The sequence below is a fragment of the Agrobacterium sp. ICMP 6402 genome (assembly GCF_009498615.1).
GTDB lineage: Bacteria > Pseudomonadota > Alphaproteobacteria > Rhizobiales > Rhizobiaceae > Agrobacterium > Agrobacterium burrii.
On record NZ_QSNV01000001.1, the window covers coordinates 695,270 to 720,444 of the forward strand.

22 protein-coding genes and 1 other annotated feature are annotated in these 25,175 nt (G+C 59.6%); of the genes, 16 read left to right on the forward strand and 6 right to left on the reverse strand.

The genetic code is table 11. The features are described from left to right. Window positions 1-207: 207 nt before the first annotated feature. Together DXT96_RS03520 and DXT96_RS03525 are read left to right on the forward strand one after the other, a co-directional pair. A complete protein-coding gene (locus DXT96_RS03520) occupies window positions 208-2,313 on the forward strand; it encodes a HAMP domain-containing methyl-accepting chemotaxis protein (RefSeq protein ID WP_153513532.1) in 2,106 nt (701 codons plus the stop codon). A 78-nt stretch (window positions 2,314-2,391) separates the two neighbouring features. Continuing rightward, window positions 2,392-2,447, forward strand: a sequence feature (sul1 is cis-regulatory element that is thought to sense ions involved in sulfur or methionine metabolism; They are found in Alphaproteobacteria). 74 nt (window positions 2,448-2,521) lie between these two features. Beyond that, a complete protein-coding gene (locus tag DXT96_RS03525) occupies window positions 2,522-4,003 on the forward strand; it encodes a SulP family inorganic anion transporter (RefSeq protein ID WP_153513533.1) in 1,482 nt (493 codons plus the stop codon). A 41-nt stretch (window positions 4,004-4,044) separates the two neighbouring features. On the opposite strand, the gene DXT96_RS03530 is transcribed toward DXT96_RS03525, so the two are convergent. Next, window positions 4,045-5,235 carry a hypothetical protein gene (locus DXT96_RS03530; protein WP_153513534.1) on the reverse strand — a complete coding sequence of 397 codons (1,191 nt, stop codon included), beginning with the start codon at window positions 5,233-5,235 and terminating at the stop codon, window positions 4,045-4,047. 229 nt (window positions 5,236-5,464) lie between these two features. Between DXT96_RS03530 and parC the strand changes: the two genes are divergently transcribed. Continuing rightward, window positions 5,465-7,717 carry a DNA topoisomerase IV subunit A gene (gene parC / locus DXT96_RS03535; protein ID WP_153513535.1) on the forward strand — a complete coding sequence of 751 codons (2,253 nt, stop codon included), beginning with the start codon at window positions 5,465-5,467 and terminating at the stop codon, window positions 7,715-7,717. Window positions 7,718-7,788: 71 nt separating this feature from the next. Here parC and DXT96_RS03540 read toward each other — a convergent pair whose 3' ends face one another. From DXT96_RS03540 to hemB, 4 genes are all read right to left on the reverse strand, one after another. After that, window positions 7,789-8,031: an AbrB/MazE/SpoVT family DNA-binding domain-containing protein gene (locus tag DXT96_RS03540; RefSeq protein ID WP_149897885.1), complete on the reverse strand. Its 243-nt coding sequence runs from the start codon at window positions 8,029-8,031 to the stop codon at window positions 7,789-7,791. A 59-nt stretch (window positions 8,032-8,090) separates the two neighbouring features. Further along, entirely contained in the window at window positions 8,091-8,849 is a 759-nt protein-coding gene (locus DXT96_RS03545) for an arginyltransferase (RefSeq protein WP_153513536.1), read from the reverse strand. A gap of 178 nt (window positions 8,850-9,027) precedes the next feature. After that, a complete protein-coding gene (locus tag DXT96_RS03550) occupies window positions 9,028-9,486 on the reverse strand; it encodes an RDD family protein (protein WP_153513537.1) in 459 nt (152 codons plus the stop codon). Window positions 9,487-9,585: 99 nt separating this feature from the next. Further along, entirely contained in the window at window positions 9,586-10,599 is a 1,014-nt protein-coding gene (hemB, locus tag DXT96_RS03555) for a porphobilinogen synthase (protein ID WP_153513538.1), read from the reverse strand. 172 nt (window positions 10,600-10,771) lie between these two features. Between hemB and DXT96_RS03560 the strand changes: the two genes are divergently transcribed. The 13 genes from DXT96_RS03560 to DXT96_RS03620 all read left to right on the forward strand — a co-directional run bounded on the left by DXT96_RS03560 (window position 10,772) and on the right by DXT96_RS03620 (window position 24,299). Then, window positions 10,772-11,815, forward strand: coding sequence for a serine hydrolase (locus DXT96_RS03560; RefSeq protein WP_153513539.1), 1,044 nt, complete (start codon window positions 10,772-10,774; stop codon window positions 11,813-11,815). Window positions 11,816-11,949: 134 nt separating this feature from the next. Then, window positions 11,950-12,387 (forward strand): DUF6163 family protein, encoded by a 438-nt coding sequence (locus tag DXT96_RS03565; RefSeq protein ID WP_174372748.1) that lies wholly within the window; start codon window positions 11,950-11,952, stop codon window positions 12,385-12,387. Between the two features lie 234 nt (window positions 12,388-12,621). Next, window positions 12,622-13,131 carry a transcriptional regulator LdtR gene (ldtR, locus tag DXT96_RS03570; protein WP_169539083.1) on the forward strand — a complete coding sequence of 170 codons (510 nt, stop codon included), beginning with the start codon at window positions 12,622-12,624 and terminating at the stop codon, window positions 13,129-13,131. Between the two features lie 374 nt (window positions 13,132-13,505). Then, the gene (locus DXT96_RS03575) at window positions 13,506-14,837 is read left to right on the forward strand and encodes a murein L,D-transpeptidase (RefSeq protein ID WP_153513541.1); all 1,332 of its coding nucleotides are present in this window, start codon (window positions 13,506-13,508) and stop codon (window positions 14,835-14,837) included. A gap of 188 nt (window positions 14,838-15,025) precedes the next feature. Beyond that, entirely contained in the window at window positions 15,026-16,315 is a 1,290-nt protein-coding gene (gene glyA, locus DXT96_RS03580; RefSeq protein ID WP_153513542.1) for a serine hydroxymethyltransferase, read from the forward strand. A 12-nt stretch (window positions 16,316-16,327) separates the two neighbouring features. After that, window positions 16,328-16,807, forward strand: coding sequence for a transcriptional regulator NrdR (nrdR, locus tag DXT96_RS03585; RefSeq protein WP_003496675.1), 480 nt, complete (start codon window positions 16,328-16,330; stop codon window positions 16,805-16,807). A 2-nt stretch (window positions 16,808-16,809) separates the two neighbouring features. Beyond that, entirely contained in the window at window positions 16,810-18,054 is a 1,245-nt protein-coding gene (gene ribD / locus DXT96_RS03590) for a bifunctional diaminohydroxyphosphoribosylaminopyrimidine deaminase/5-amino-6-(5-phosphoribosylamino)uracil reductase RibD (RefSeq protein ID WP_371418780.1), read from the forward strand. Further along, window positions 18,054-18,665 (forward strand): riboflavin synthase, encoded by a 612-nt coding sequence (locus tag DXT96_RS03595; RefSeq protein ID WP_153513543.1) that lies wholly within the window; start codon window positions 18,054-18,056, stop codon window positions 18,663-18,665. The genes ribD and DXT96_RS03595 overlap by 1 nt, the downstream gene beginning before the upstream one ends. 281 nt (window positions 18,666-18,946) lie before the next feature. Then, window positions 18,947-19,579, forward strand: coding sequence for a LysE family translocator (locus DXT96_RS03600; RefSeq protein WP_153513544.1), 633 nt, complete (start codon window positions 18,947-18,949; stop codon window positions 19,577-19,579). A 165-nt stretch (window positions 19,580-19,744) separates the two neighbouring features. Continuing rightward, window positions 19,745-20,191 (forward strand): 6,7-dimethyl-8-ribityllumazine synthase, encoded by a 447-nt coding sequence (locus DXT96_RS03605; protein WP_236776538.1) that lies wholly within the window; start codon window positions 19,745-19,747, stop codon window positions 20,189-20,191. 4 nt (window positions 20,192-20,195) lie between these two features. After that, entirely contained in the window at window positions 20,196-20,693 is a 498-nt protein-coding gene (gene nusB / locus DXT96_RS03610; protein ID WP_046798873.1) for a transcription antitermination factor NusB, read from the forward strand. Between the two features lie 21 nt (window positions 20,694-20,714). Further along, entirely contained in the window at window positions 20,715-21,938 is a 1,224-nt protein-coding gene (locus DXT96_RS03615) for an MFS transporter (protein ID WP_153513545.1), read from the forward strand. Between the two features lie 222 nt (window positions 21,939-22,160). Continuing rightward, entirely contained in the window at window positions 22,161-24,299 is a 2,139-nt protein-coding gene (locus DXT96_RS03620; RefSeq protein WP_149897871.1) for a sodium-translocating pyrophosphatase, read from the forward strand. Between the two features lie 80 nt (window positions 24,300-24,379). On the opposite strand, the gene DXT96_RS03625 is transcribed toward DXT96_RS03620, so the two are convergent. Next, window positions 24,380-24,910 (reverse strand): outer membrane protein assembly factor BamE, encoded by a 531-nt coding sequence (locus DXT96_RS03625; RefSeq protein WP_149897870.1) that lies wholly within the window; start codon window positions 24,908-24,910, stop codon window positions 24,380-24,382. Between the last annotated feature and the right edge of the window lie 265 nt (window positions 24,911-25,175).

Here is a 25,175-nt window from a genome sequence, read left to right on the forward strand (position 1 = left end):
AAGCAGCGCTTTCCCGCCTCTTGACTACTCTGTTTTTGCTACAGGTATATTAGGTGCGGGAGAATTTTGCTTGCGAGTGTCGCCTGTTTCTTCTCCCTAACCTGTGGATTGTCATAAAACCTTAATCAAACTGACAAATCCGGTAGAGAACTTCTTAAGTCTTGTCGATCATTCATCGCCCCATGAAATTTCACAAATGAGGGTTGAATGTTTTCGCTGGTCTCGACGTTCAAAATAGCGCATCGCGTGTCCATGCTGGCGCTGGCTGCGCTGTGCGGCATCGCCGTCATCGCGGGCATGCTGCTGTGGCAAAGGCAGATGGAGGAGCGTTATCGCGTCGCCGAAGACACGCTGATCCAGAGGGACGGGGTGTTGACGACACTGGTGGACGCTCTGCATGAAAGCCGCCTGCACCAGAGGGACTTCCTGCTTTCCAGAGACATGAATTCCGTCGCGCAGTTCGACCAGACGATGGGCAAGGTTGGGCAGTCCGTCAATTCTCTCGAAGGCAGCGCGACGCCGCAGATCCGTATGAAACTCGATGCGCTGGGGCAGGGTGTTGCCGCCTATGGCGAACGCATGAGGGCGCTGGTTTCCAAAAACCAGGAGCTTGGCCTCACCCCCACGGACGGCCTTGAAGGCGCGATGCGCAATGGTGTGCATTCCATTGAGAAATACATCGACACCGTCGCCAATGCCGAAATCCGCGCCAGCATGATGATGATGCGTCGGCATGAAAAGGATTTCATCCTGCGGCGCGATGAAACCTATGCGACGAAACACGCCGCCGAGGTGGAAACCTTCAAGGCGCTGGTGAAGCTGGAATACCGGCCGGGTGCGGAACGCCAGCGCATCATGGATGCTCTGGAGATCTACACCGCCGCCTTCCGATTTTATGCGCAGGCCGTGCTGGAGGAGCAAAAGGCGCGCGAAACGGTCGCCTCCGCCTACAATACGCTGCTTCCCGTTGTCGCTGATATTTCCTCGGCCTATCGGCAGGAGCGGCAGGCCAGCGCGCTCGAAAACAAAAAAGCGGCGGAGACCACGGTTTCGATCGTCGTCGCCCTCATCGCCCTGACCGTCGTGATCCTTTTTGCCGGGGTCTATTTCATCGGCCGTTCGATAACCCGCCCCGCGACTTTGATCACCGGCGCGATGCGTCGCCTCGCCGACGGTGAAACCGAATTCGCCGTTCCCGGCCTGCACCGTAAGGATGAATTTGGCGCCATGGCGCAGGCGCTGGAAATTTTCCGGCAGGCCGCCATCGCCAAGACTGAACTGGAGAACCAGACTTTTGCGGCCCGGCAACAGGCCGAAGACGAAAAGGCGCGGTTCCAGCGCGAGGCGGAGGCCGAGGCACAGGCGCGGTTGATGCAGGCGACAAGCGGCCTTGCGGCAGCGCTGCACCGCCTCGCCGCCGGTGATCTCTCCTTCGAGTTGAACGAGCCGTTTGCTCCGGATTTTGAGACGCTGCGCCACGATCTCAACCGCACTATCCGCCAGCTGGATGCCGCCATGTCGGGCGTCGTGCAATCGAGCGTGGCGATCGACGGCGGCAGCCAGGAGATCAGCCAGAGCGCTGCCGATCTTGCCCGCCGCACCGAGCAGCAGGCCGCCTCGCTGGAAGAAACCGCCGCCGCTCTCGATGAGCTGACCGCGAATATCCGCATTTCGGCGGAGCGTGCGGTGGAAGCCCGCACGGTCGCCCATTCCGCCGATGAGGATGCCAGCCGCACGGCCGATCTCGTCGTCGACACCATCATGGCCATGGAAAAGATCGAGCAGTCATCCGGCAAGATCGGCAGCATTATCAGCGTCATCGACGAAATCGCCTTCCAGACTAATCTTCTTGCGCTGAACGCTGGAGTCGAGGCTGCCCGCGCCGGTCAGGCGGGACGCGGTTTCGCCGTCGTGGCCCAGGAAGTGCGCGAACTGGCGCAGCGCTCTGCAAAAGCGGCGGCCGAGATCAAGGTGCTGATCCGCAACTCCAGCACCGAGGTGAAGGACGGTGCGCGTTTCGTGCGGGAAACCGGCGCGGCGCTGTCGCGCATCGGCGGCTCGGTCAAGACAATCAACGGCCATATCGAAGCCATCGCCGTCGCGACGAGGGAGCAGTCGCTCGGGCTTTCCGAGATCAACACCACTGTCAACCATCTGGATCAGGGCACGCAGCAGAACGCCGCCATGGTCGAGGAAAACAATGCCGCCAGCGCCATGCTGGCGGGCGAGACCACCCGTCTCAAGGAACTAGTCCAGCAGTTCCGGTTAAGCGATATGGATATGCAGGGGTATGGTCTGCGCGAAGCGGCCTGACGCCTTATTCGTGGGCATCGAAAAGCGGGCGCGCAACTTGCCGCCCGCTTTTTTGCCGTTTATAGGTGGATTACTCACCACGGACCCGGTGAAATCCCGGGTGGCTCTTCTGGCCGCCGATCCGCCAGACAACGCAAAGCACCGACATTTTATTTTAATCTACCGGACATGGCTCCGGCCGGTGCGTCATTCTTTGCGAAAAAAACAAATGAACAGATTTCAGACTTACAGACGTGAGTGGTTTTCCAATATTCGCGGCGATGTGCTTTCCGGCATCGTCGTGGCGCTCGCCCTCATTCCCGAAGCCATCGGCTTTTCCGTTATAGCCGGCGTCGATCCGAAAGTGGGGCTGTTTGCCTCCTTCGCCATCGCCTGTGTTTCCGCCTTCACTGGTGGGCGGCCGGGCATGATTTCCGCGGCCACCGCCGCAACGGCCGTCTTGATGGTCACGCTCGTCAAGGAGCACGGCCTGCAATATCTCTTTGCCGCCACCATCCTCATGGGCGTGCTGCAAATCGCGGCGGGATTTGCGAGACTTGGTCGGGTGATGCGCTTCGTCTCGCGCTCGGTGATGACCGGTTTCGTCAATGCACTGGCGATCCTGATCTTCATGGCGCAATTGCCCGAACTGATCGGCGTACCGGTCGAAACCTATGTCATGATCGCGGCCGGCCTTGCGATCATCTATCTCTTTCCGCTGGTCACGAAAATCATCCCGTCACCGCTCGTCGCCATCGTCGTTTTGACCTGCGTGGCGGTTTTCGCAGGCATGGATATCCGCACGGTCGGCGATCTCGGCGAACTGCCGTCAACTCTGCCGATCTTTGCCCTGCCGCAGGTGCCGCTGACCTTCGAAACGTTGCAGATCATCTTTCCCTATTCCGTCGCACTGGCCGCCGTCGGCCTGCTGGAATCGCTGCTGACGGCCCAGATCGTCGATGACATGACGGATACGGGCAGCAACAAGAGCCAGGAATGCATCGGGCAGGGGACGAGCAATATCGCGTCGGCGCTGATCGGCGGCATGGGCGGCTGCGCCATGATCGGCCAGTCCGTCATCAATGTCCGCTCCGGCGGCAGGGGCCGCCTGTCCACCTTCGTGGCGGGCGCTTTCCTGCTGTTCCTCATTCTGGTGCTTGATGATCTCGTGCGCATCATTCCAATGGCGGCTCTGGTGGCTGTCATGATCATGGTGTCCATCGGCACCTTCTCGTGGCGCTCGATCCTCGATCTCCGCCGCAACCCGCCATCCTCCAGCATCGTCATGCTGGTTACGGTCGGCACCGTGCTGGCGACTCATGATCTGGCAAAGGGTGTGCTGGCGGGCGTGCTCCTGTCCGGCGTGTTTTTCGCGGGCAAGGTCTCAAAGCTTTTCCATGTCCGCCCGGAGCTTTCAGCCGACGGCCGGGAGCGCATCTACCGCGTCGATGGCCAGATTTTCTTCGCCTCGACGGAGAGCTTCATCGCCGCTTTCGATTTCGCTGAAGAGGTGGAGGCGGTAACGATCGATGTCACGGAGGCGCATCTTTGGGATATTTCGGCGGTCGGAGCTTTGGACAAGGTGGTCCTGAAGTTCCGCAAGACCGGCAAGCGGGTCGAGGTGATCGGCGTCAATGAGGCGAGCGCCCATATGATCGACCGCTTCGCCCTGCACGACAAGCAGGATGCGGCGGTGGCCCCGTTGCACTGAGTAGAAAAAAGCCCCGGTTTTAAACCGGGGCTTTTTTTGTTCTATTCGTTTGCCGTCACCGTCACGCCGAGCATTTTCGGCAGGGTGTTCGGCGCGCCCATCGCAGCGCCCATGATCATCGGGAACGGAACCGGCTTTTCCGGCTCTGCGGTGATCGAGAAGTTCTTCGGGTTGTCGATATAGGTGTTGATCGCTGCCGACACCATGTTCTGCAATTCCGGAACGTTGAGCGAGGCCATCATGATGGGAGCCATGCCCTTGATGGTCTGGGCAAGCTGGTCGCCCGTCATGCCCTGCTGGCTGGCAGCGTAATCGATGGCGCGCTTGGTGATGCTGGCGTCTTCGAAGCTGATCTCGGCATTGACGAAGGAAAGCTGCTGCATCAGGCCCAGCATGGCAAGGCTTGCCGCTTGGTCGGCTTGTTCCTTGTTCGGGTTGGCTGCCTGAGCCTTAACCGTCTCCTGCATCGACTTGATGAAAGCGAGCGTGTAGCCGGAGAAGCCGAACGACATGTTGAGACGACCGACATCGGTGAGGTCGATGGCGTATTCCTCGACATCGACGGTGCCGGAAGCCACTTCCCAGCTGCCGCTCATGGTCATGTCGCCGGAAAGGGCCTTGAGTTCGAGCTTCTCGATCGCGTCCTTGGTAGCCGGGTCGGTGACTTCGCTAAGATCAGCCTTGAAGCCGGAGGCGTCGAGTTCGAAACCGATCGAGGCCTTGTCGTCGCTGACGGACATCGTAGCGGTGCTTTCCTCGAGCGAGAAAGCCTGCTTGCCGTCGACGGAAACGGAAACCGGACCGCTATGCGCTTCGTCATAGAACATCAGCGCATCCACGGTGCCCGTGGTCGCATCGGCGGGAATGACGAGGCCGGACATGTAGATGTCGCTCGCCTTGATCTCCACTTTTTCCTGCTTGTAGTCGATATTGTCGAAACGGGCGTTCTTGATCTTGTAGCCGCCGTTGTTTTCCTCGACGCCTTCGAGCGTGACATTGCCGACCGGAAACTTCTTGGCCGGATCGGCGGCCGCGTTGAAGGTCACGTCATTCAGCGTCACAGTGGAGCCGTTGACGGCAACCGAGCCGGCGGCGATCTCGCCGCCCTGGGCAGCATAGGCCGCATTGATCTTCTTCAGCACATCCCCGCCATCCAGCGCGAAAGCCGGCGCTGAAAGCACAAGAAGCGCGGCACTCGCAAAAAGAACCTGCCGGGTGGATTTCAATCTCATGATGTTTCTTCCCTCAACGTACGGATGTGCACCGTGTCAGAATGCTAATGGTGATACTTATATTCACGATTATTCAAAGGTCTACAGAATTTAGATCGATTCGCATGACGGCGGCATTGCGGCATTTACATCGCGGTTAACAAAAAACCTCGTGAAAGAGGTGTTTTCATCCACAGGGCAGACCCCTGAATTTCTTGCCGGGTTCCGGCATTTCCGCTAGTCAAGCACCATGGGAAAAAATCTTGTACCTCCGTCAGGCGGAGACGATAACATTCATCCGGTCGATTTGAAGGCGGCGCTTGAAGAGCGCTACCTCGCTTACGCCCTGTCCACGATCATGCATCGTGCGCTGCCGGATGTGCGCGACGGCCTGAAGCCGGTGCATCGCCGCATCATCCACGCCATGAGCGAGATGGGCATCCGCCCCAACTCGGCCTTCAAGAAATGCGCCCGTATCGTCGGTGACGTGATCGGTAAGTTCCACCCGCATGGCGACCAGTCGGTCTATGATGCGCTGGTGCGTCTGGCGCAGGATTTCTCGCAGCGTTATCCGATCGTCGACGGGCAGGGCAATTTCGGCAACATCGATGGCGACGGCGCCGCCGCCTATCGTTACACCGAAGCGCGCATGACCGATGTGGCGGCGCTGCTGCTGGAAGGCATCGGCGAGGACGCGGTGGATTTCCGCGCCACCTATAACGAGGAAGACGAGGAACCGGTGGTCCTGCCGGGCGCTTTCCCGAACCTTTTGGCAAACGGCGCCTCCGGCATCGCCGTGGGCATGGCGACATCGATCCCGCCGCATAATGCCCATGAACTTTGCGACGCCGCACTTCATCTCATCAAGCACCCCGATGCGACGGTTGAGAAGTTGGTGGAGTTCATTCCCGGCCCGGACCTGCCGACCGGTGGCATCATCATCGAAAGCCGCGAGAATATTCTCGAGGCATACAAGACGGGGCGCGGCGGTTTCCGCGTTCGCGCCAAGTGGGAAACGGAAGATCTCGGCCGTGGCGGTTATCAGATCGTCATCACCGAAATTCCCTTCCAGGTGCAGAAATCTCGGCTGATCGAAAAGATCGCCGAGCTGTTGCTCGCCCGCAAGCTGCCGCTGCTGGAGGATGTCCGCGACGAATCCGCCGAAGACGTGCGTATCGTGCTGGTGCCGAAGAACCGCACCGTCGATGCGACGCTGCTGATGGAATCGCTGTTCCGCCTGTCCGACCTCGAAAGCCGCCTGCCGCTCAACATGAACGTGTTGTCGCTTGGCAAGGTGCCGAAGGTGATGGCGCTGAACGAGGTGCTGAGCGAATGGCTGGCGCACCGCAAGGACGTGCTGGTCCGCCGCTCCCGTCACCGTCTGGCCGCCATCGACCGCAGGCTCGAGATTCTGGGCGGCCTGCTGGTCGCCTATCTCAATCTGGATGAGGTGATCCGCATCATCCGCGAGGAGGACGAGCCGAAACAGGTGATGATGGCCAGGTGGTCGCTCACCGATAATCAGGCCGAAGCCATCCTCAACATGCGGCTGCGCAATCTGCGCAAGCTCGAGGAATTCGAAATCCGCAAGGAACACGACGACCTCAGCAGCGAGAAGGCCGAAATCGAAGGACTGCTCGCCTCCGACGACAAGCAGTGGCAGACCGTCGCCTGGGAAATCGGCGAGGTCAAAAAGAAATACGCCAAGGCAACCGAGATCGGCCGTCGTCGCACGCAATTCGCCGATGCACCGGATGCCGATATCGATGCTATCCATCAGTCGATGATCGAGAAGGAACCGGTCACCATCGTCATCTCGCAGAAGGGCTGGATCAGGGCGCTGAAGGGACACATGTCCGACACGTCAGCGCTGACCTTCAAGGAAGGCGACGGTCCGAAGCTCGCCTTCCCGGCGCAGACGACCGACAAGCTGCTGCTTCTGACCACCGGCGGCAAGGCCTATACGCTCGGCGCTGACAAGCTGCCGGGTGGACGCGGCCATGGCGAGCCGATCCGTATCATGGTCGATATGGAGAATGATCAGGATATCCTGACGGCCTTTGTTCACGATCCATCGCGCAAGCTGCTGCTGGTCTCCACCGGCGGCAACGGCTTCATCGTCGCCGAAAGCGAAATGATCGCCAACACCCGCAAGGGCAAGCAGATCATGAATGTCGCCATGCCTGATGAAGCCAAGCTTGCCGTGCCGGTGACCGGCGACCATGTCGCCGTCGTCGGCGAAAACCGCAAGCTTTTGGCTTTCCCGCTGTCGCAGGTGCCGGAAATGTCGCGCGGCAAGGGCGTGCGCCTGCAGCGCTACAAGGATGGCGGTGTGGTGGATGTGAAGTGCTTCGCGCTGGCCGAAGGCTTGAGCTGGTCCGACACGGCCGGACGTCTGTTCAACAAGGTCGGCGAAGAATTGCGCGAATGGCTGGCCGACCGCGCCACCGTTGGCCGCACCGTGCCGAAGGGCTTTCCGCGGAGCGGGAAATTTGGCGGGTGATGTGATTGACGTTCCCGGCACCGCCGGGACGTTTTCTATCGTATTTGTTTGGTGGTCAAACCAAGCGAATTTTATGATTTTGCGAGCGTTTTCAAGGCGACGTGGTACTTGCGCATCGCGCTCCGCGCATGTTCAAGCTGACGATCAAAATCATCTGTCGCCTCATCCACACCACTGGCGGATCGCACGTCAAGCACATTGCCATCGATTCGTAGATTGAGAACGTCGCCGATCTTCCAGCCAAGCCGTTCAAGCATGTCCTTGGGGATAATAATACCTGCGGCTTCGCCGATCTCGAAAATGGTTGCTTTCATATGAAGTACTCCAAGTTTAAATGGAGTTTATCGGATGAATTTGACTGTTTGGCGAATTCTTATTCTTCTTTAGGAGAATAAACCTCCCACCCGCGCGGCGTCAGGTGTTCCTGCGGATGGTATCTGGTCTTGTAGCCCATCTTGTCCGAGCCATCGACCCAGTAGCCGAGATACACATGCGGCAGGCCGAGTGCGCGGGTGCGGGTGATGTGGTCGATGATCATGAAGGTGCCGAGCGAGCGTTTTTCGAGGTCGGGGTTGAAGAACGAATAGACCATCGACAGCCCGTCGCTCATCACGTCGCTGAGCGCCACGGCCAGCAATTCGCCGCGTTTGCTGGCGTCGATGCCGGAGCCGGGTTCGCGCAGGCGATATTCGATGATGCGTGTGTTCACATGCGTGTCTTCGACCATGATCGCATAGTCCAGCGCCGACATATCGGACATGCCGCCCGACTGGTGGCGGTGGTCGAGATAACGGCGGAACAGGGAGAACTGCTCGGTAGAAGGCTCGGCGGCGTGGACGGTTGCCACGACATCCCTGTTGATGGCGAGAACGCGCCGCATCGATTTCGTCGGCTGGAACTGCTCGGTCAGGATACGCACGGAAACGCAGGCGCGGCAGTTTTCGCAGGCCGGGCGATAGGCGATGTTTTGCGAACGCCTGAAGCCGCCCTGGGTCAGAAGGTCGTTCATATCAGACGCGCGTGGGCCAACCAGATGCGTAAAAACCTTCCGCTCCATCTGGTTCGGCAGATAGGGACAGGTGGCCGGTGCCGTAAGATAGAATTGGGGAGAGGGCGTCGCCTGCGTGTTCATCGAACCGTGATCGCCTCCTGCGTCTGTTATGAAAGCGCGCCGCGATTTCACGGGGTTGGCGGCGGCGCTTCAAGCGACAAGCATAATGTCACAGAATGGCAAAATGACGGAAAACGTCAACTGCGGGATGAGGTATTTACCGCCTTTGAAAGCCACGTTTTCGTGGCTTTCCTCGATATCAGCGTGTTCTGACCATGACGGTGCCGAGCAGGAAGTCGTGAACGAGGCGCGAGCGCTCCGTAAACAGGCCTGCAAGCAGGATCAGCGGCGTCAAAACCGAGTTGATGACCCAGAAAAGCACGATGTGCACGGTCGCCAGAAGAAAATCGATTCGCCGTCCGTCCATGCGTGCCATCGCTATCCCCATCGCCCGCATGCCAGGTGTGGCCTGCGAGGGGCCGCCGAGCGACACGCCGAAATAAAGCACGGCAACGATGACGAACAGGGCCGGATAGAGAAAGAAGCCGAGACCCAGCGTGATCACGCCCAGAAAAAACACGACCACGGCGGCGGGAATGCACAGGAGGAGAACGATCGCGTAGTCGATCAGGAACGCGAAGACGCGCCGGCTCAGGACGCCGCTATAGGCGCGCCAGTCGTCCGGTGCGGCATAGGTGGGGTTCTGGTCGAGGCTCATCGGTCGTTTTCTCCTAAAGAAGGTCTGACAGCTCGGCATATGTGCCGTGTCAGCAGACAATATGGGAAGAAAACGACCGAATACAATAAGAGGTGGCCGTCAGCCCTTTGCGAGCTTGCGTGCAGCCTCGATGGCGAAATAGCTCAAGATGCCGTCGCAGCCTGCACGCTTGAAACAGAGAAGCGTTTCCATCATCACCCGCTCGCCGTCGATCCAGCCATTCATGGCCGCCGCCTTGATCTGGGTATATTCGCCTGACACCTGATAAGCGAAAGTCGGCAGCCCGAAATTCTCCTTCAGCCGCCAGCAGATGTCGAGATAGGGCAGGCCGGGTTTGACCATCAGCATGTCAGCCCCTTCCTCAACGTCGAGCGCCGCATCGCGGATCGCCTCCATGCCGTTGGCGGGGCTGATGTAATAGCTGTTCTTGTCGCCCTTCAGCAGGCCAGCCGTGGAAATGGCTTCGCGATAGGGGCCGTAATAGCCGGAGGCGAATTTCGTCGCATAAGCCATGATGCCGACATTCTGATGCCCGGCGGCATCAAGACCGCGACGGATGGCGCCGACACGGCCATCCATCATCTCTGAAGGAGAGATAATGTCGGAGCCGGCATCCGCCTGCAGGATCGCCGCCCTGACGACGTGATCGACCGTCTCGTCATTGACGATCTCGTCGCCGCGCAAAATGCCGTCATGCCCGTGGCTGGTGAAAGGGTCTAGCGCGACATCGGTGATCATACCGATATCTGGAACGGCTTTTTTGACCGCGATCGTCGCCTGATTGATGAGATTGTTGGCCTCCAGCGCATTCGAGCCGGTCTCGTCACGCAGCTCCATCTCGATATTCGGAAAGGTGGCGATTGCCGGGATGCCGAGGTCGGCGGCTTCCTTCGCCGCTTCGACGAGCTTGTCGATACTCATCCGGTTGACGCCGGGCATCGCCGGAATGGGATCGAGGATATTGCTGCCCGGCACGATGAACACTGGCCAGATGAGATCGTCGACGGTCAGGCGGTTCTCCTGCACCAGACGGCGCGTCCAATCCGCCTTGCGATTGCGCCGCATGCGGCGATGGCCGGTAATCTCGTCGACCAGATGCGTTTTGTCCTGCATGTAAGAATATCCTTCGTATCCCGCCCATTCTGGAAAGCTCCATAACACGGAGGGCGCACGATGCGAATGCGACAATTTTCCTGCAATGCTGTTGGGGAATAATGCGGCGTTACCAGGAGTTGACACGGTCGATTGTGCAAGCCTGCACGGAACAGGCCAGTAGGGGTGATAGATGCAAACGCCGAAGCTTGAGCGGATCGCGGCCGGATATGCCTTTCCGCCCGGTGCCGCCGGACTTGCCCTGACTGTCGAGCAGCCGTCCACCGGTTTTTCCTGGCGGCACGGCGAAGCGCAACGACCCTATTTCATCGCCAGCGTCACCAAGTTGTTCACGGCGGCTTTGATCGTCCAGCTGTGCGAGGAGCACAAGCTTGCGCTGGATTCCCGCGCCTCGGACCTGCTCGGATGCGAGACGATGGCTGGCCTTAATATTTACGATGGACGTGATTTCGGATCGCAGGTCACAATCGGTGAACTTCTGGCCCATACCTCCGGCATCCCGGACTATTTCGAGGACAAGCGGCCGGACGGAGGCACGGTCCTTGCCGATCTGCTCAAGGCAGACAGGGGCTGGAGTTTTGACGAACTTCTGTCTATTTCCCGCTCCATGAAGGCTCACTTTGCGCCCTCCACGCCCAGAAAGGCATTCTACAGCGACACCAACTATATGCTGCTCGGGCGCATCGTTGAAATTCTGGCCGGTTGTTCTTATGAAAATGCGCTCCGTAACCGTATCTTTCAGCCGTTGGCGCTGGAAGACACCTGGCTCTTCACGCCTGCGACGCTTGATAGCTATAGCGATGTCACGGCGGTTATGTGTCGAAACACGCCTCTGCATACTCCCAGGGCTCTAGCCTCGTTTGCCGCCGAAGGCGCCATCGTCTCGACCATGCGGGACCAGATCCGGTTTCTGCGTGCTTTTGTTGGGGGTGAGTTGTTTTCCAAAACCAGCCTCGCGGGGATGACGGCGCAATGGCGCTCGATCTTCTCGCCATTGGTGCCTCTTTCTTATGGCATCGGTGTCATGCGGTTCAGCATCCCGCGCTGGCAGTCGCCTTTCTTTGCCGTACCCGCCATGATCGGCCATTCCGGCGTCTTCGGGGCCATGCTGTTTTATGTGCCGGACCGCGATCTCTACATCGCCGGGACTGTCAACCAAATGGTGCCGCGCAGTCTTGCCTATCGTCTGCTGGTGCGCATTGCCCTGGCCTTCTAAGGAAACAAGGCGAGGCCCCTCGAAGGTCCTGCGGTTCCACACCCGCCATGAACGGGCGATGCTGCTTTGACAAGACGAGCCACCGGATTCAATATGGGCTGGTCGCCCGCCCGTCGAGACCGTATCTTCCGGCCATGGAACCTGATTCTCAACCTCTGCCGAAGCTTCCGCTTACGGAAATCCTCTTTCTGGTCTTCATGAGACTGGTCGCGGTCTCCTGTTTCTGGTTCGGCCTGCAATATTGGGCAATGCTCACGGGGTACTCGCTGGGCGGGCAGGGGCGGTTCGATATGCTGAACCTGCCCTGGCGGGTGGCGGGCAGCGCGCTTGCGGTCATTTTCCCGGTCGCGGCACTCGGTCTCTGGCTTGGCGCCTCCTGGGGCGCCGTCATGTGGGTCATGGGCGCAGGCGCGCAGATCGCCATGTATAAGGTATGGCCACATATCTTTGGCGCCAACACGCTGGTACCCGTCATGCACGGCCTCGTGGCAACCATTTATATACTATTTCTGGTCGCTTTCTGGCTGGATCACCGCCAGAATGAAGAACGCGCAAGAATTGATTTACCATAAGAATAAAGCAATTGGGCCTGATTTTCGGCTGTTTTTTATCGCTAAGTCATTGATTTATAATAGATGAGCTCTGGCCATTCCCGCTTCGCCACAAGTTGACCCCTCCAGGGAAAATGCAGGTAACCATTTGTTAATCGTAGCTTTTAAGTAGAATTTTATGCGCATTGATTAGGTTCTCACTCAAGGCGGGAGACAAACAAACACACCGCCAAACAAAACAGTGAGGCAGTCATGATCAATAGCAAAGTTAAGCCGCAGGCCGTTGTTGCCGACGCACACGAAGATACCATCCGTTCGCTCTACATGGAGTCGCTGCACCTGGTGGAACGTCTCCACCGCCGCCTCCTCGATGTCATCAAGGACGAGTTCGATCGTCAGGGTCGTGATGACGTCAACGCCGTACAGGCGCTCCTGCTTTTCAACATCGGCAATTCCGAATTGACGGCCGGTGAACTTCGTTCCCGCGGTTATTACCTCGGCTCGAACGTTTCCTACAACGTCAAGAAGCTGGTCGACCTCGGTCTCATCAACCATCAGCGCTCGCGTGTCGACCGCCGCTCGGTCCGCATCAGCCTGACCGAAGAAGGCCAGGCCATCGCCGAAACGGTTGCCCGCCTTTATGAACGCCACGTCGGCTCGATCGAAAAGGTCGGCGGCATCGGCACCGGCGAGTTCTCCGAAATGAACAAGCTGCTGCAGCGCCTCGATCGCTTCTGGAACGACTCGATCGCTTATCGTCTCTAATATCCGCGACGGTTTCACTGTTTAAGCCGGGGGCATCGCTTTGCCTCCGGCTTGCGGATTCCGCGCAACGCCGACGCTTGTTTTTCATGTCAAGCCCGGTGCCTTATCCGGGCCTTCGCCTTTACTTTCAGGCAACACAGCTTTGTGAGAAAAGGCGCGTGACACGAATTGGCCATATTGATATGGGACCGGCAAGGGTGAGGGAGCCGGCTGTTTCTCCTGCTGTCGCGGCAAGTCCCGACTGTTCCGCCAGACTGTAGCGCCCAGACACTGGGCCTCGAGCATTACCGGCCGGCAGGCACGTTGTACGTGTTTGTTAATCATATTGATTTAGGCATTGTTGAGAATGCCGAAGAGAGTGGCTGGTAGGTAGAATGACAAAGAAATCCGTTTCCGATTCCGTATCGCGCCGCGCGCTTCTGCGCTCAGCCGTTTCCGTTGGTGTCGCAGCGCTTGCCGCGCCGGCGCTCGCGCAAAATGCGCTGAACGACCTCATGGGTTCGTCACGCCGCGGCAACTGGGATGACCAGTTCGACGCCAATACGTCGCGTTCCGCCGTCGGCGTGGTCTCCAACAATCCGGTTCTCGGACGGGAAGCGCCTGTCTACATGCAGCAGGCGATCATGCAATATCAGCAGATCGTCCAGAATGGTGGCTGGCCGGATGTGCCCATCAGTCAGCAGCGTCTTCAGATTGGCGTCTCTGACCCCTCCGTACAGGCGCTTCGCCAGCGACTGATGGTATCCGGCGACCTGCCGCGCGAGGCCGGCATTTCCAGCGCCTTCGATAGTTACGTCGATGGTGCGCTGAAACGCTTCCAGGCCCGCCATGGTCTTCCCGCCGATGGTGTCAGCGGTGAATATACCACCAAGGCGCTTAATGTTTCGGCCCAGATTCGTCTGGCGCAATTGCAGACCAACCTCGTGCGCATCCAGTCCATGTCGGGCGATCTCGGCCCGCGTCACCTGATGGTCAATATTCCGGCCGCCGCCATCGAAGCGGTGGAGAATGAACGCGTCGTGCTGCGCAACACGGCCGTCGTCGGCCGGGCCAGCCGCCCGACGCATGTCATCAATTCCAAGATCTACGAGGTCATCCTCAACCCTTACTGGACCGCGCCGCGCTCGATCATCGAGAAGGATATCGTGCCGCTGATGCAGAAGGACCCGACCTATCTGGAGCGGAACAATATCCGCCTCATCGATGGCAAGGGACAGGAAGTGCCGCCGACCGCGGTCGACTGGTTCGCGCCGAAGGCTCCGAACCTGATGTTCCGTCAGGACCCCGGCAAGATCAACGCCATGTCTTCGACGAAGATCAACTTCCACAATCCGAACAACGAATATATGCACGACACGCCGCAACAGGGCCTGTTCAACAAGCTGATGCGTTTCGAATCCTCCGGCTGCGTGCGCGTGCAGAATGTGCGCGACCTCACAAGCTGGCTGCTGCGCGACACGCCCGGCTGGTCGCGTCAGGAAATGGAGCGCGTCATCGCCACCCGCGTCAACACGCCGATCAAGCTGGCGCAGGAAGTGCCTGTTTATTTCGTCTACATCACCGCATGGTCGGCGAAGGACGGCGTGGTGCAGTTCCGCGACGATATCTATGAAAAGGACGGCAACGCCGAACTGGCGCTCAACACCACCACCGGCATCGAGCAGCCGGCCGGCCCTGTTGATGACGACCTTCTGCCGCGCAACTGATCTGCGCTTTTATCGATGAAAACAGGCCGCATCTTCGGGTGCGGCTTTTTTCTTGGCGATTTTCCGAAAACAGCTGCCGTTTTTTGTCGCAACGTCGCGTTTTGACGGGCAAATCTCGCACCTCGTATTGCTCTTGTCCGGGCGGAACGCTAAGACGCCATCGCATTACTGTTTCAGGAGCCTTCACCATGTCGAACACAGATGCTTTCTTCTCCCGTCCGCTTGCCGAAGTTGATCCGGATATTTTCGGCTCGATTGAGAAGGAACTGGGTCGCCAGCGCCACGAGATCGAACTGATCGCCTCGGAAAACATCGTTTCCCGCGCCGTGCTTGAAGCACAGGGTTCGATCATGACCAACAAATATGCGGAAGGTTATCCGGGCAAGCGTTATTATGGCGGCTGCCAGTTCGTCGACATTGCTGAAGAGCTTGCCATTGAGCGCGCCAAGAAGCTGTTCGGCGTCAACTTCGCCAACGTCCAGCCGAATTCCGGTTCGCAGATGAACCAGGCCGTGTTCCTCGCGCTGCTGCAGCCGGGCGATACCTTCATGGGTCTCGACCTGAACTCGGGAGGCCATCTGACGCATGGTTCGCCGGTCAACATGTCCGGTAAATGGTTCAATGTCGTGTCCTACGGCGTGCGCGAAGGCGACAACCTGCTCGACATGGACGAAGTGGAGCGCAAGGCCAAGGAAACCCGGCCGAAGCTGATCCTCGCCGGTGGCACTGCCTATTCCCGCGTCTGGGACTGGAAGCGCTTCCGCGAGATCGCCGATGAAGTCGGCGCTTACCTGATGGTCGACATGGCCCACATCGCCGGTCTCGTTGCCGGTGGCCAGCACCCGTCGCCGTTCCCGCATTGCCATGTTGCAACGACGACGACGCACAAGTCGCTGCGTGGCCCGCGTGGCGGCATGATCCTCACCAACGACGAGGATCTGGCCAAGAAATTCAATTCGGCCGTATTCCCCGGCCTGCAGGGCGGCCCGCTGATGCACGTCATCGCCGCCAAGGCAGTGGCCTTCGGTGAAGCTTTGCAGCCAGAGTTCAAGGACTATGCCGCACAGGTCGTCAAGAACGCCAAGGCGCTGGCAGAAACCCTGATCGAAGGCGGTCTGGATGTCGTCTCCGGCGGCACCGACAACCACCTGATGCTGGTCGACCTTCGCAAGAAGAACGCCACCGGCAAGCGTGCGGAAGCAGCCCTCGGCCGCGCTTACGTCACCTGCAACAAGAACGGCATTCCTTTCGATCCGGAAAAGCCCTTCGTCACATCCGGCGTCCGTCTTGGCACGCCGGCCGGCACGACGCGCGGTTTCAAGGAAGCGGAATTCCGCGAAATCGGCAAGCTGATCGTCGAGGTTCTCGACGGCTTGAAGGTTGCCAATTCGGACGAGGGCAATGCCTCCGTCGAAGCTGCGGTACGTGAAAAGGTCGTCGGCCTGACCGACCGTTTCCCGATGTACCCGTACATGTAAGGAAAAAAGACGATGCGCTGCCCATTCTGCGGTTCCGAAGACACACAGGTCAAGGACTCGCGTCCGGCGGAGGACAACACCTCCATCCGTCGGCGGCGCATCTGCCCGGATTGCGGCGGCCGCTTTACGACCTATGAGCGCGTGCAACTGCGCGAGTTGATGGTCATCAAGAAAAGCGGCCGCAAGCTGCCTTTCGACCGGGAAAAGCTGGTGCGATCCTTCGAGATCGCGCTGCGCAAGCGCCCGGTCGACCGCGACCGGATCGAGCGGGCCGTTTCCGGCATCGTTCGTCGTCTCGAAAGCTCCGGCGAGACGGAAATTCCCTCGGAAGAAATTGGCCTGCAGGTTCTTGAAGCGCTGAAAAGTCTCGATGACGTGGCCTTCGTGCGTTACGCCTCGGTCTATCGCGATTTCAGCCATGCCGAGGATTTTGAAAACGTGATTGCCGAAATCAACGCCAAGATCGCCCGCGATACGGACGCCGGAGTCTAGCCGTGCCGAGCCGTGCCGATGACGAAAAATTCATGGCAAGGGCAATCGAGGTTTCGCTCCGCCATCAGGGCCAGACGCTTACCAATCCCTCCGTGGGCTGTGTTCTCGTCAAAGACGGAAACATCATCGCCGAAGCGGTGACTGCCATTGGCGGCCGGCCGCATGCCGAACGTCAGGCGCTGGAAATCGCCGGCGAGGCGGCCCGTGGTGCTACCGCCTATGTGACGCTTGAACCATGCTCGCATTGGGGCAAAACCCCGCCCTGTGCCAACGCTCTGGTGGAATACGGCGTCGCCCGTATCGTGGTGGCGGTGGACGATCCGGACGAGCGGGTTTCCGGTCGTGGTTATACGATTTTACGTGATGCCGGCATTGTCGTGGAGACCGGCCTGCTGCGTGATGAGGGTAAGCGAGCGCTTGCCGGTTACCTCACACGTCAGATGAAAAAACGCCCGCATGTGATTCTGAAACTTGCAATTTCCGCCGATGGGATGATCGGCAGGCAGGGCGAGGGGCAGGTGGCGATCACCGGGCCTGAGGCTCGCCATGCCGTGCATGAGCTGCGGGCGCGTTGTGATGCCATTCTCGTCGGTATTCGCACCGCTATTGCGGATGATCCGGAGCTGACGGTGCGCATTGCCGGCATGGAGCAGCGCTCGCCGGTGCGCATCGTGCTGGATCGTCAGTTTGAATTGCCGCTGACGTCGAAGCTGGTGCGGAGTGCGCGTGAAGTTCCGGTGGTGGTTGCCGCTTTACCGCCCTCTGCCCTGCCGGGCATCTCCCCCACAAGGGGGGAGATCGGCAAGGGGCTGTCCGCTCGCTCAAATTTTGAGTCGGGGTCTCATTCGCCAGCTGTTGATGTCGGGCAATACGCCGCTCCATCGATCTCCCCCCTTGTGGGGGAGATGCCCGGCAGGGCAGAGGGGGGTAACCCCGACCACCGACGCCAACTCCTCACCGAAGCCGGCATCCAAATCCTCGAAGCACCATCGCTCGAATCCCTCCTCCACACCCTCGCCGATAGCGGCATGTCGGAACTTCTGGTCGAAGGCGGCGCCTTTGCCGCAAAATCATTCCTTGAAGCCGGGCTGGTGGACCGTATCATGCTGTTTGAAAGCCCGGTCGTCATCGGCGAAGGCGGCATTGAAACGCCGCTCAACCGTGCCGATATCACGGGCGACTATGTTCTGGTCAGCGAAACCGCCCATGGGCCGGATCGCTGCTTCGATTATGAAAGGCCGCTTTGATGTTTACCGGAATTGTCACCGACGTTGGAACCGTGTCCGAGCTGGAAGCTCTGGCCGAGGGAATTCGTTTGCGGGTGGCGACCAATTACGATCCCAAGACCATCGATATGGGCGCATCGATCTCCCATGGCGGCGTGTGCCTGACGGTGACGAGACTGCCGGAAGACGGCAGCAACGAGCGCTGGTATGAGGTCGAAGCCTGGGAAGAGGCGCTGCGCCTGACGACGATTGCCGGATGGCAAAAGGGCACCCATGTCAATCTGGAGCGGGCGCTGAAGATCGGCGACGAACTTGGCGGCCACATCGTCTCCGGCCATGTCGATGACAAGGCGGAAATCCTGTCCGTGGAGCCGGAGGGCGAGGCGGTGCGTATCCGCTTGCGCGCGCCGGAGCATCTGGCGAAATTCGTCGCGCCCAAGGGTTCCATCGCGCTGGATGGCACATCGCTCACCGTCAACGCTGTCGATGGCACGGATTTCGACGTCCTGCTGATCCGCCACACGCTGACTGTGACGACGTGGGGCGAGCGCCAGCCGGGCGACTTCGTCAATTTCGAAGTCGATACGATGGCGCGTTACGCCGCAAGGCTTGCGGAATTTCCCTCGGCGTAGTCCGATAGTACGCCGAGGCTGACACTTTCTCCTCCGTCATACCGGCCTTGAGCCGGTATCCAGCCAGCCCAGGTCCTTGGGCTGAAAAGGCTGTTCCCGAAGCGCAGACGCGTGGCGGCTGGAATCCGGCTCAGGGCCGGAATGACGGGAGGGGAGGAACGGGCTTGCTCCTCATCGGGCGTTCGTCACGGCCGCACTTCCGGTCGAACCGGAAAGATTGTAAAGACGTCATTCGGCCGTTTGAAATCGATTGCGAGCCAAACGGGGTAGGGGAACACATCATGCCGTCTTTTGAGCTGCTGACAGCCTTTTTCATCACCACCGCCCTGTTTGCCTATATTCCCGGCCCGGCCATGCTTTACGCGGCGGCGCAAACCATGGCGCGTGGCCGGTTTGCCGGGCTGATGGCGGTGCTTGGCATCCATGTCGGCTGCTATGTCCACATCGTTGCTTCTGCGGCAGGGCTTTCCGTGCTGTTTCAGGCGGTGCCGTGGCTTTATCTGGCGGTAAAGCTCTGCGGCGCGCTTTATCTCATCTGGCTCGGTTTCTCGATGCTGCGCAGCAAGCTGGAAGGCGAAGCGGTCAATCTGACCATCGAGCCGAAATCGGCAAGGCGCGCCTTTATCGACAGCATCATCGTCGATGTGCTCAATCCGAAAACCGCGCTGTTCTTTCTGGCCTTCCTGCCGCAATTTGTCGATCCGGCGGCGGCCTTTCCGGTCTGGCTGCAATTGCTGATCCTCGGCATCGCCGTCAACTTCATTTTTTCCTCCGCCGATCTTTTTGGCGTGCTTCTGGCCGGCGCCATGGTTGGGCGTCTGAAGCGTTCAAGCGCCGTGCAGGTGATTGCCCGCCGCGCTGCGGGAACGGTGCTGATGGGGCTGGGCATCCACCTCGCTTTCCAGAAAACCTGATTTTTGCAAGCCGCTTCGGATAAGGTATAAACTTCGGCAAAACGGCCCGCAAACGCGGCGTCCTGTGCGTGCGATTTATGAAATTACTTGCCAAAAACAGCCAGTCGTGGTTTGACCGCCGCAAAAGCCGGTATGATCCGGCGCGAACCTTTTCAGGAAAATCTTATGTCCAAACCTCATCTTCTTATCGTGGAAGCACGTTTTTACGACGATATGGCGGACGCCCTTCTCGAAGGCGCGAAGTTTGCGCTTGATGAGGCAGGCGCTACCTATGACGTCATCACCGTTCCCGGCGCGCTCGAAATCCCCGCCGCCATCGCCATGGCGCTGGACGGTGCCGACAATGACGGCACGGAATATGACGGTTTCGTCGCCCTCGGCATGGTAATTCGTGGCGAGACCTATCACTTCGATATCGTCTCCAACGAATCCTCCCGCGCCCTGATGGACCTCGCCGTCAGCGAATCGCTGCCGATCGGCAACGGCATCCTGACTGTCGAAAATGACGAGCAGGCATGGTCCCGCGTGCGCCGTTCCGACAAGGACAAGGGCGGTTTTGCTGCCCGTGCGGCGCTGACCATGATCGAACTGAAGAAAAAACTGGGTGGCTGAGCGCATGTCGAATGTTGATAATGGCGGCGAACCGCGCCAGCCTTCGGTAAAGCCGGCCAACCAGCGCGGCGCGGCCCGCCTTGCGGCCGTGCAGGCGCTCTACCAGATGGATGTCGGTGGCACCGGCGTGATGGAAGTCGTGGCCGAATATGAGGCGCACCGGCTCGGCCAGGAAGTCGATGGCGATACCTACCTGAAGGCCGATCCGTCGTGGTTCCGCTCTATCGTCTCCGGCGTCGTCCGTGACCAGACGAAGATCGACCCCCTGGTGCGTTCCGCCCTTCTGGAAGACTGGCCGCTGTCGCGTCTCGACGCCACCGTGCGCGCCATTCTTCGCGCCGGCACATTCGAAATCCTCGAGCGCAATGACGTGCCGGTTGCCGTCATCGTCACGGAATATGTCGAAATCGCCCGTGCTTTCTTCGAACACGACGAGCCAAAGCTGGTGAATGCGGTGCTTGACCGCATTGCCAAGCAGGTGCGCGGCGAGGCAAAACGCTAAAATACATTAGGTGAGGAAGACATGAGCGCCGTTTCCGTCCCCGGGCTTGAAGTTCAACTGGACGAGGCGAAGCGCAACGTCTTCCTGCTGACCATGGCGCAGGCGATCATGGGATCGGCCGCGCCTTTAAGCTTTTCGGTCGGCGCGCTTGCCGGTTATCAGCTGCTCGGCGCCGACAAATCACTGGCAACCGCGCCGCTCACAGGCTTCAATATCGGCGTGGCGCTCGGCGCCATCTGCGTTGCGGCGGCCTCACGGTTTCTCGGCCGCAAGGCCGGTTTCATGGTCGGCGCGCTGATGTGCTCGATCGGCGGCGGCATCGCCGCGGTGGCGCTCTTCCGCTCTGATTTCTGGCTGTTTGCCGTCGGCCTGCTGCTGATCGGTATCTCCGGCGGCTTCACGCAGAAAATCCGTTTCGCCGCAGCCGATGCATCGCCATCCTTCTACAAGCCGAAGGCTATTTCCTGGATTCTGGCAGGCGGCATCATTTCGGCCATCGTCGGGCCGCAACTGGCTATCCTCGGCAAGGACCTGCTCGCACCGGTCACTTTTGCCGGCGCGTTCATCGCACTGGTGCCGCTCGGTCTCGTGTCGATCGCCATTCTGGCATTCCTGAAATTGCCCGACCCGAAGGCCGCATCCACCCATACGGAGGCCGTGCGCCCGCTGTCGGAAATCGTCCGCACACAGCGTTTCATCACCGGCATGATCTGCGGCATCGGCTCTTACGCCTTGATGACCTTCATGATGACCGGCGCGCCGCTTGCCATGGTGGTCGGCTGCGGTTTCCCCACCGAACTCGCCACGCTCGGTATCCAGTGGCACGTTCTGGCCATGTTCGCTCCCAGCTTCTTCACCGGCATGCTGATTTCCCGATTCGGTGCGGAAAAAATCGTGGCGGTCGGCGTTATCGTGCTGATGGCCTGCGCCATCGTTGCCCATATGGGCATCGAATTGTGGAACTTCTGGGCGGCGCTGATTCTCCTCGGGCTTGGCTGGAATTTCGGTTTCATCGGCGCAACTGCCATCATCACGTCAAGCTACCGCCCACATGAGGCGGACAAGGTGCAGGGCTTCCACGATATCGTGCTGTTCGGCACGGTGGCGCTGTCTTCCTTCTCTTCCGGCAAGGTGTTTACGGCATGGGGCTGGTCGGTGATGAACCTTGTCATCTGGCCGGTTGCGGGGCTTTGCCTGCTGCTCGTTTTGTCGCTGCTGCTGAGGCAGCGCAAAAACGCTGCGTAAAGTCGCGTTCGTTCTCTACCCCTTTCATGTTTCAGGCAAATTTGTGGGCTTGACGCCGCACCTTTCGCCAACGCAATCTTGCCGCGCAGGTCGTTTTTCCTTGGGAGGGAACAAACGGCCCGGAGAGAGCCTTGTGCACGGGCGATCGTGCTTCAGGTTCACGCAGATGGTTCGTCACGCCGGGGAGGGAGTGAGACCCGGCCTTTTGGGAGGTAAGTGCGCATGACCGTAATACCCATAGTAATTTTATGCGGTATCCTGTCCGTGGTTTACGCGGTATGGGCGACCAAGAGTGTTCTCGATGCCGATCAGGGCAACGAGCGTATGCGTGAAATAGCAGGTTATATCCGTGAAGGCGCACAGGCTTATCTCACCCGTCAATATCTCACCATCGCCATCGTCGGACTGATCGTCGCCATTCTGGCCTGGTATCTGCTGTCGGCCATGGCGGCCATCGGCTTCCTCATCGGCGCGGTTCTTTCAGGGGCGGCCGGTTTCGTCGGCATGCATGTCTCCGTGCGCGCCAATCTGCGCACCGCGCAGGCAGCCTCGCACAGCCTTGGCGCGGGCCTCGATATCGCCTTCAAGTCGGGCGCCATCACCGGCATGCTGGTGGCGGGTCTCGCGCTGCTCGGCGTCTCCATCTATTATTACATCCTGACTTCGGTGATGGGCCACCCGGCCGGCTCGCGTGAGGTGATCGACGCGCTGGTGTCGCTCGGTTTCGGCGCCTCGCTGATCTCCATCTTCGCCCGTCTCGGCGGCGGCATCTTCACCAAGGGCGCAGATGTCGGCGGCGATCTCGTCGGCAAGGTCGAAGCAGGTATTCCGGAGGATGACCCCCGCAACCCGGCAACGATCGCCGACAATGTCGGCGACAATGTTGGTGACTGCGCCGGCATGGCGGCCGACCTGTTCGAGACCTATGCCGTCTCTGTTGTGGCGACCATGGTTCTCGCCGCGATCTTCTTTGCGGGAACGCCGATACTGGAAAGCGCCATGGTCTATCCGCTGGCGATTTGCGGCGCCTGCATCCTGACCTCGATTGCCGGCACCTTCTTCGTCAAGCTCGGCACCAACAATTCCATCATGGGCGCGCTTTACAAGGGGCTGATCGCCACCGGTATCTTCTCGGTCGCCGGCCTTGCGGTCGCCACCTATGCGACGGTCGGTTGGGGAACAGTGGGCACGGTCGCCGGCATGGAGATCACCGGCACCAACCTCTTCCTCTGCGGTCTGCTCGGTCTGGTGGTAACGGCACTGATCGTCGTCATCACCGAATATTATACCGGCACCAACAAGCGCCCGGTCAACTCCATCGCCCAGGCATCGGTTACCGGCCACGGCACCAACGTCATTCAGGGGCTTGCGGTCTCGCTGGAATCGACGGCGCTGCCGGCCATCGTCATCGTCGGCGGCATTATCGGCACCTACCAGCTCGCGGGCCTGTTCGGCACCGGTATCGCCGTCACCGCCATGCTTGGGCTGGCGGGCATGATCGTGGCGCTCGACGCTTTCGGCCCGGTCACGGACAATGCCGGTGGCATTGCCGAAATGGCCGGTCTCGATCCTGACGTCCGCAAGGCGACCGACGCGCTGGATGCTGTCGGCAATACCACCAAAGCGGTCACCAAGGGTTACGCCATCGGCTCTGCCGGTCTCGGCGCGCTGGTGCTGTTTGCCGCTTACTCCAACGACCTGTCCTATTTCGCCGCCAATGGCGATACCTATCCCTACTTCAAGGATATCGGCGAGATTTCCTTCAGCCTCGCCAATCCTTACGTCGTTGCCGGTCTGCTGTTCGGCGGCCTCATCCCCTATCTCTTCGGCGGCATAGCCATGACGGCGGTGGGCAAGGCTGCAAGCGCCATCGTCGAAGAAGTTCGCCGCCAGTTCCGCGAAAAACCCGGCATCATGGCCGGAACGGAAAAGCCGGACTATGGCAAGGCCGTGGACCTGCTGACGAAAGCGGCAATCCGGGAAATGATCATCCCGTCGCTCCTGCCGGTTCTGGCCCCACTCGTCGTCTATTTCGGCGTGTTGCTGATCTCGGGGTCCAAGGCGTCAGCCTTTGCCGCACTCGGGGCGTCGCTGCTCGGTGTCATCATCAACGGACTGTTCGTGGCGATTTCCATGACATCAGGCGGTGGCGCCTGGGATAATGCCAAGAAGAGCTTCGAGGACGGCTTCATCGACAAGGATGGTGTGCGTCACGTCAAGGGTTCGGACGCCCACAAGGCGTCGGTGACGGGCGATACCGTCGGTGATCCTTACAAGGATACCGCCGGCCCGGCCGTCAATCCGGCCATCAAGATCACCAATATCGTGGCGCTGCTGCTGCTCGCGGTTCTTGCCCACTGAGGGCTTGCAGCATTGACATACAAAAAGGCCCGGGGAGAAGTCCCCGGGCCTTTGATTTTGCGAATGCTTTTGTCTGCCGGTCAGGGCGTGTTGTTGCCCTGGCCGAGAATGCTCTTGGCGATATTGGCGCCCGAGGTGCCGCCCGACAGCAGCTGCTGCAGGAAGGTGAGATCCTTGCCGCCGGTCGGGGTGGTGCGCGAAATCGTGTCGAAGACCTTGCCGTCCTGCAGCGCGTAATTGGCCTTGCGCTCGATAACGCCGTCCTTGTTGAAATAGATGGCGAGAATGTTCTGCTCGACCAGCGTCGGCTTCATGAAGGCAGCGCGGCGCACGCGCTTCTGCGAGATGTAATAGAACACCTCGTTGCCGAAGGTCGCCGTGGTGGAGGGCGTGCCCATGGTCAGAAGAACCTGCTCGCGGCTGGAACCTTCCGGGATCAGCTGAAGCGACTGTTCGTCCATGACGTAGCCGTTGTGGAACACGTCGGTGGTGCTGGTGCAGGCGGAAAGCAGGCCGGATGCGAGTACGATTGCGATGGCCGTCTTGCTCAGAATTTTGCCGTGACTTGCGGATTTCTGCTTGCTCAACTGCGTTTCCCCGACTGCGATCATGAATGGCACCTTCCGGCATTGCGTGGTGCACAGTGTCTGTGCACATGATTGTGTCAATCCGGGGACGGAAAATCCCGATCACCCCCCAAATTCAATGCTTTCCCGGTCTTTTGGAACTCCTCCGGTTCTCTTCGACTGTTTCAGCCAAAAGACGAACGTGACCGTGACAGCATTGCAATTCGTGGATGCTTCGGTAAACCAGCTTTGACGATCATGCAACAAGTGCGATGGGTGGTAAGTGAATTCACCGGTCCCGTTCGGAAAA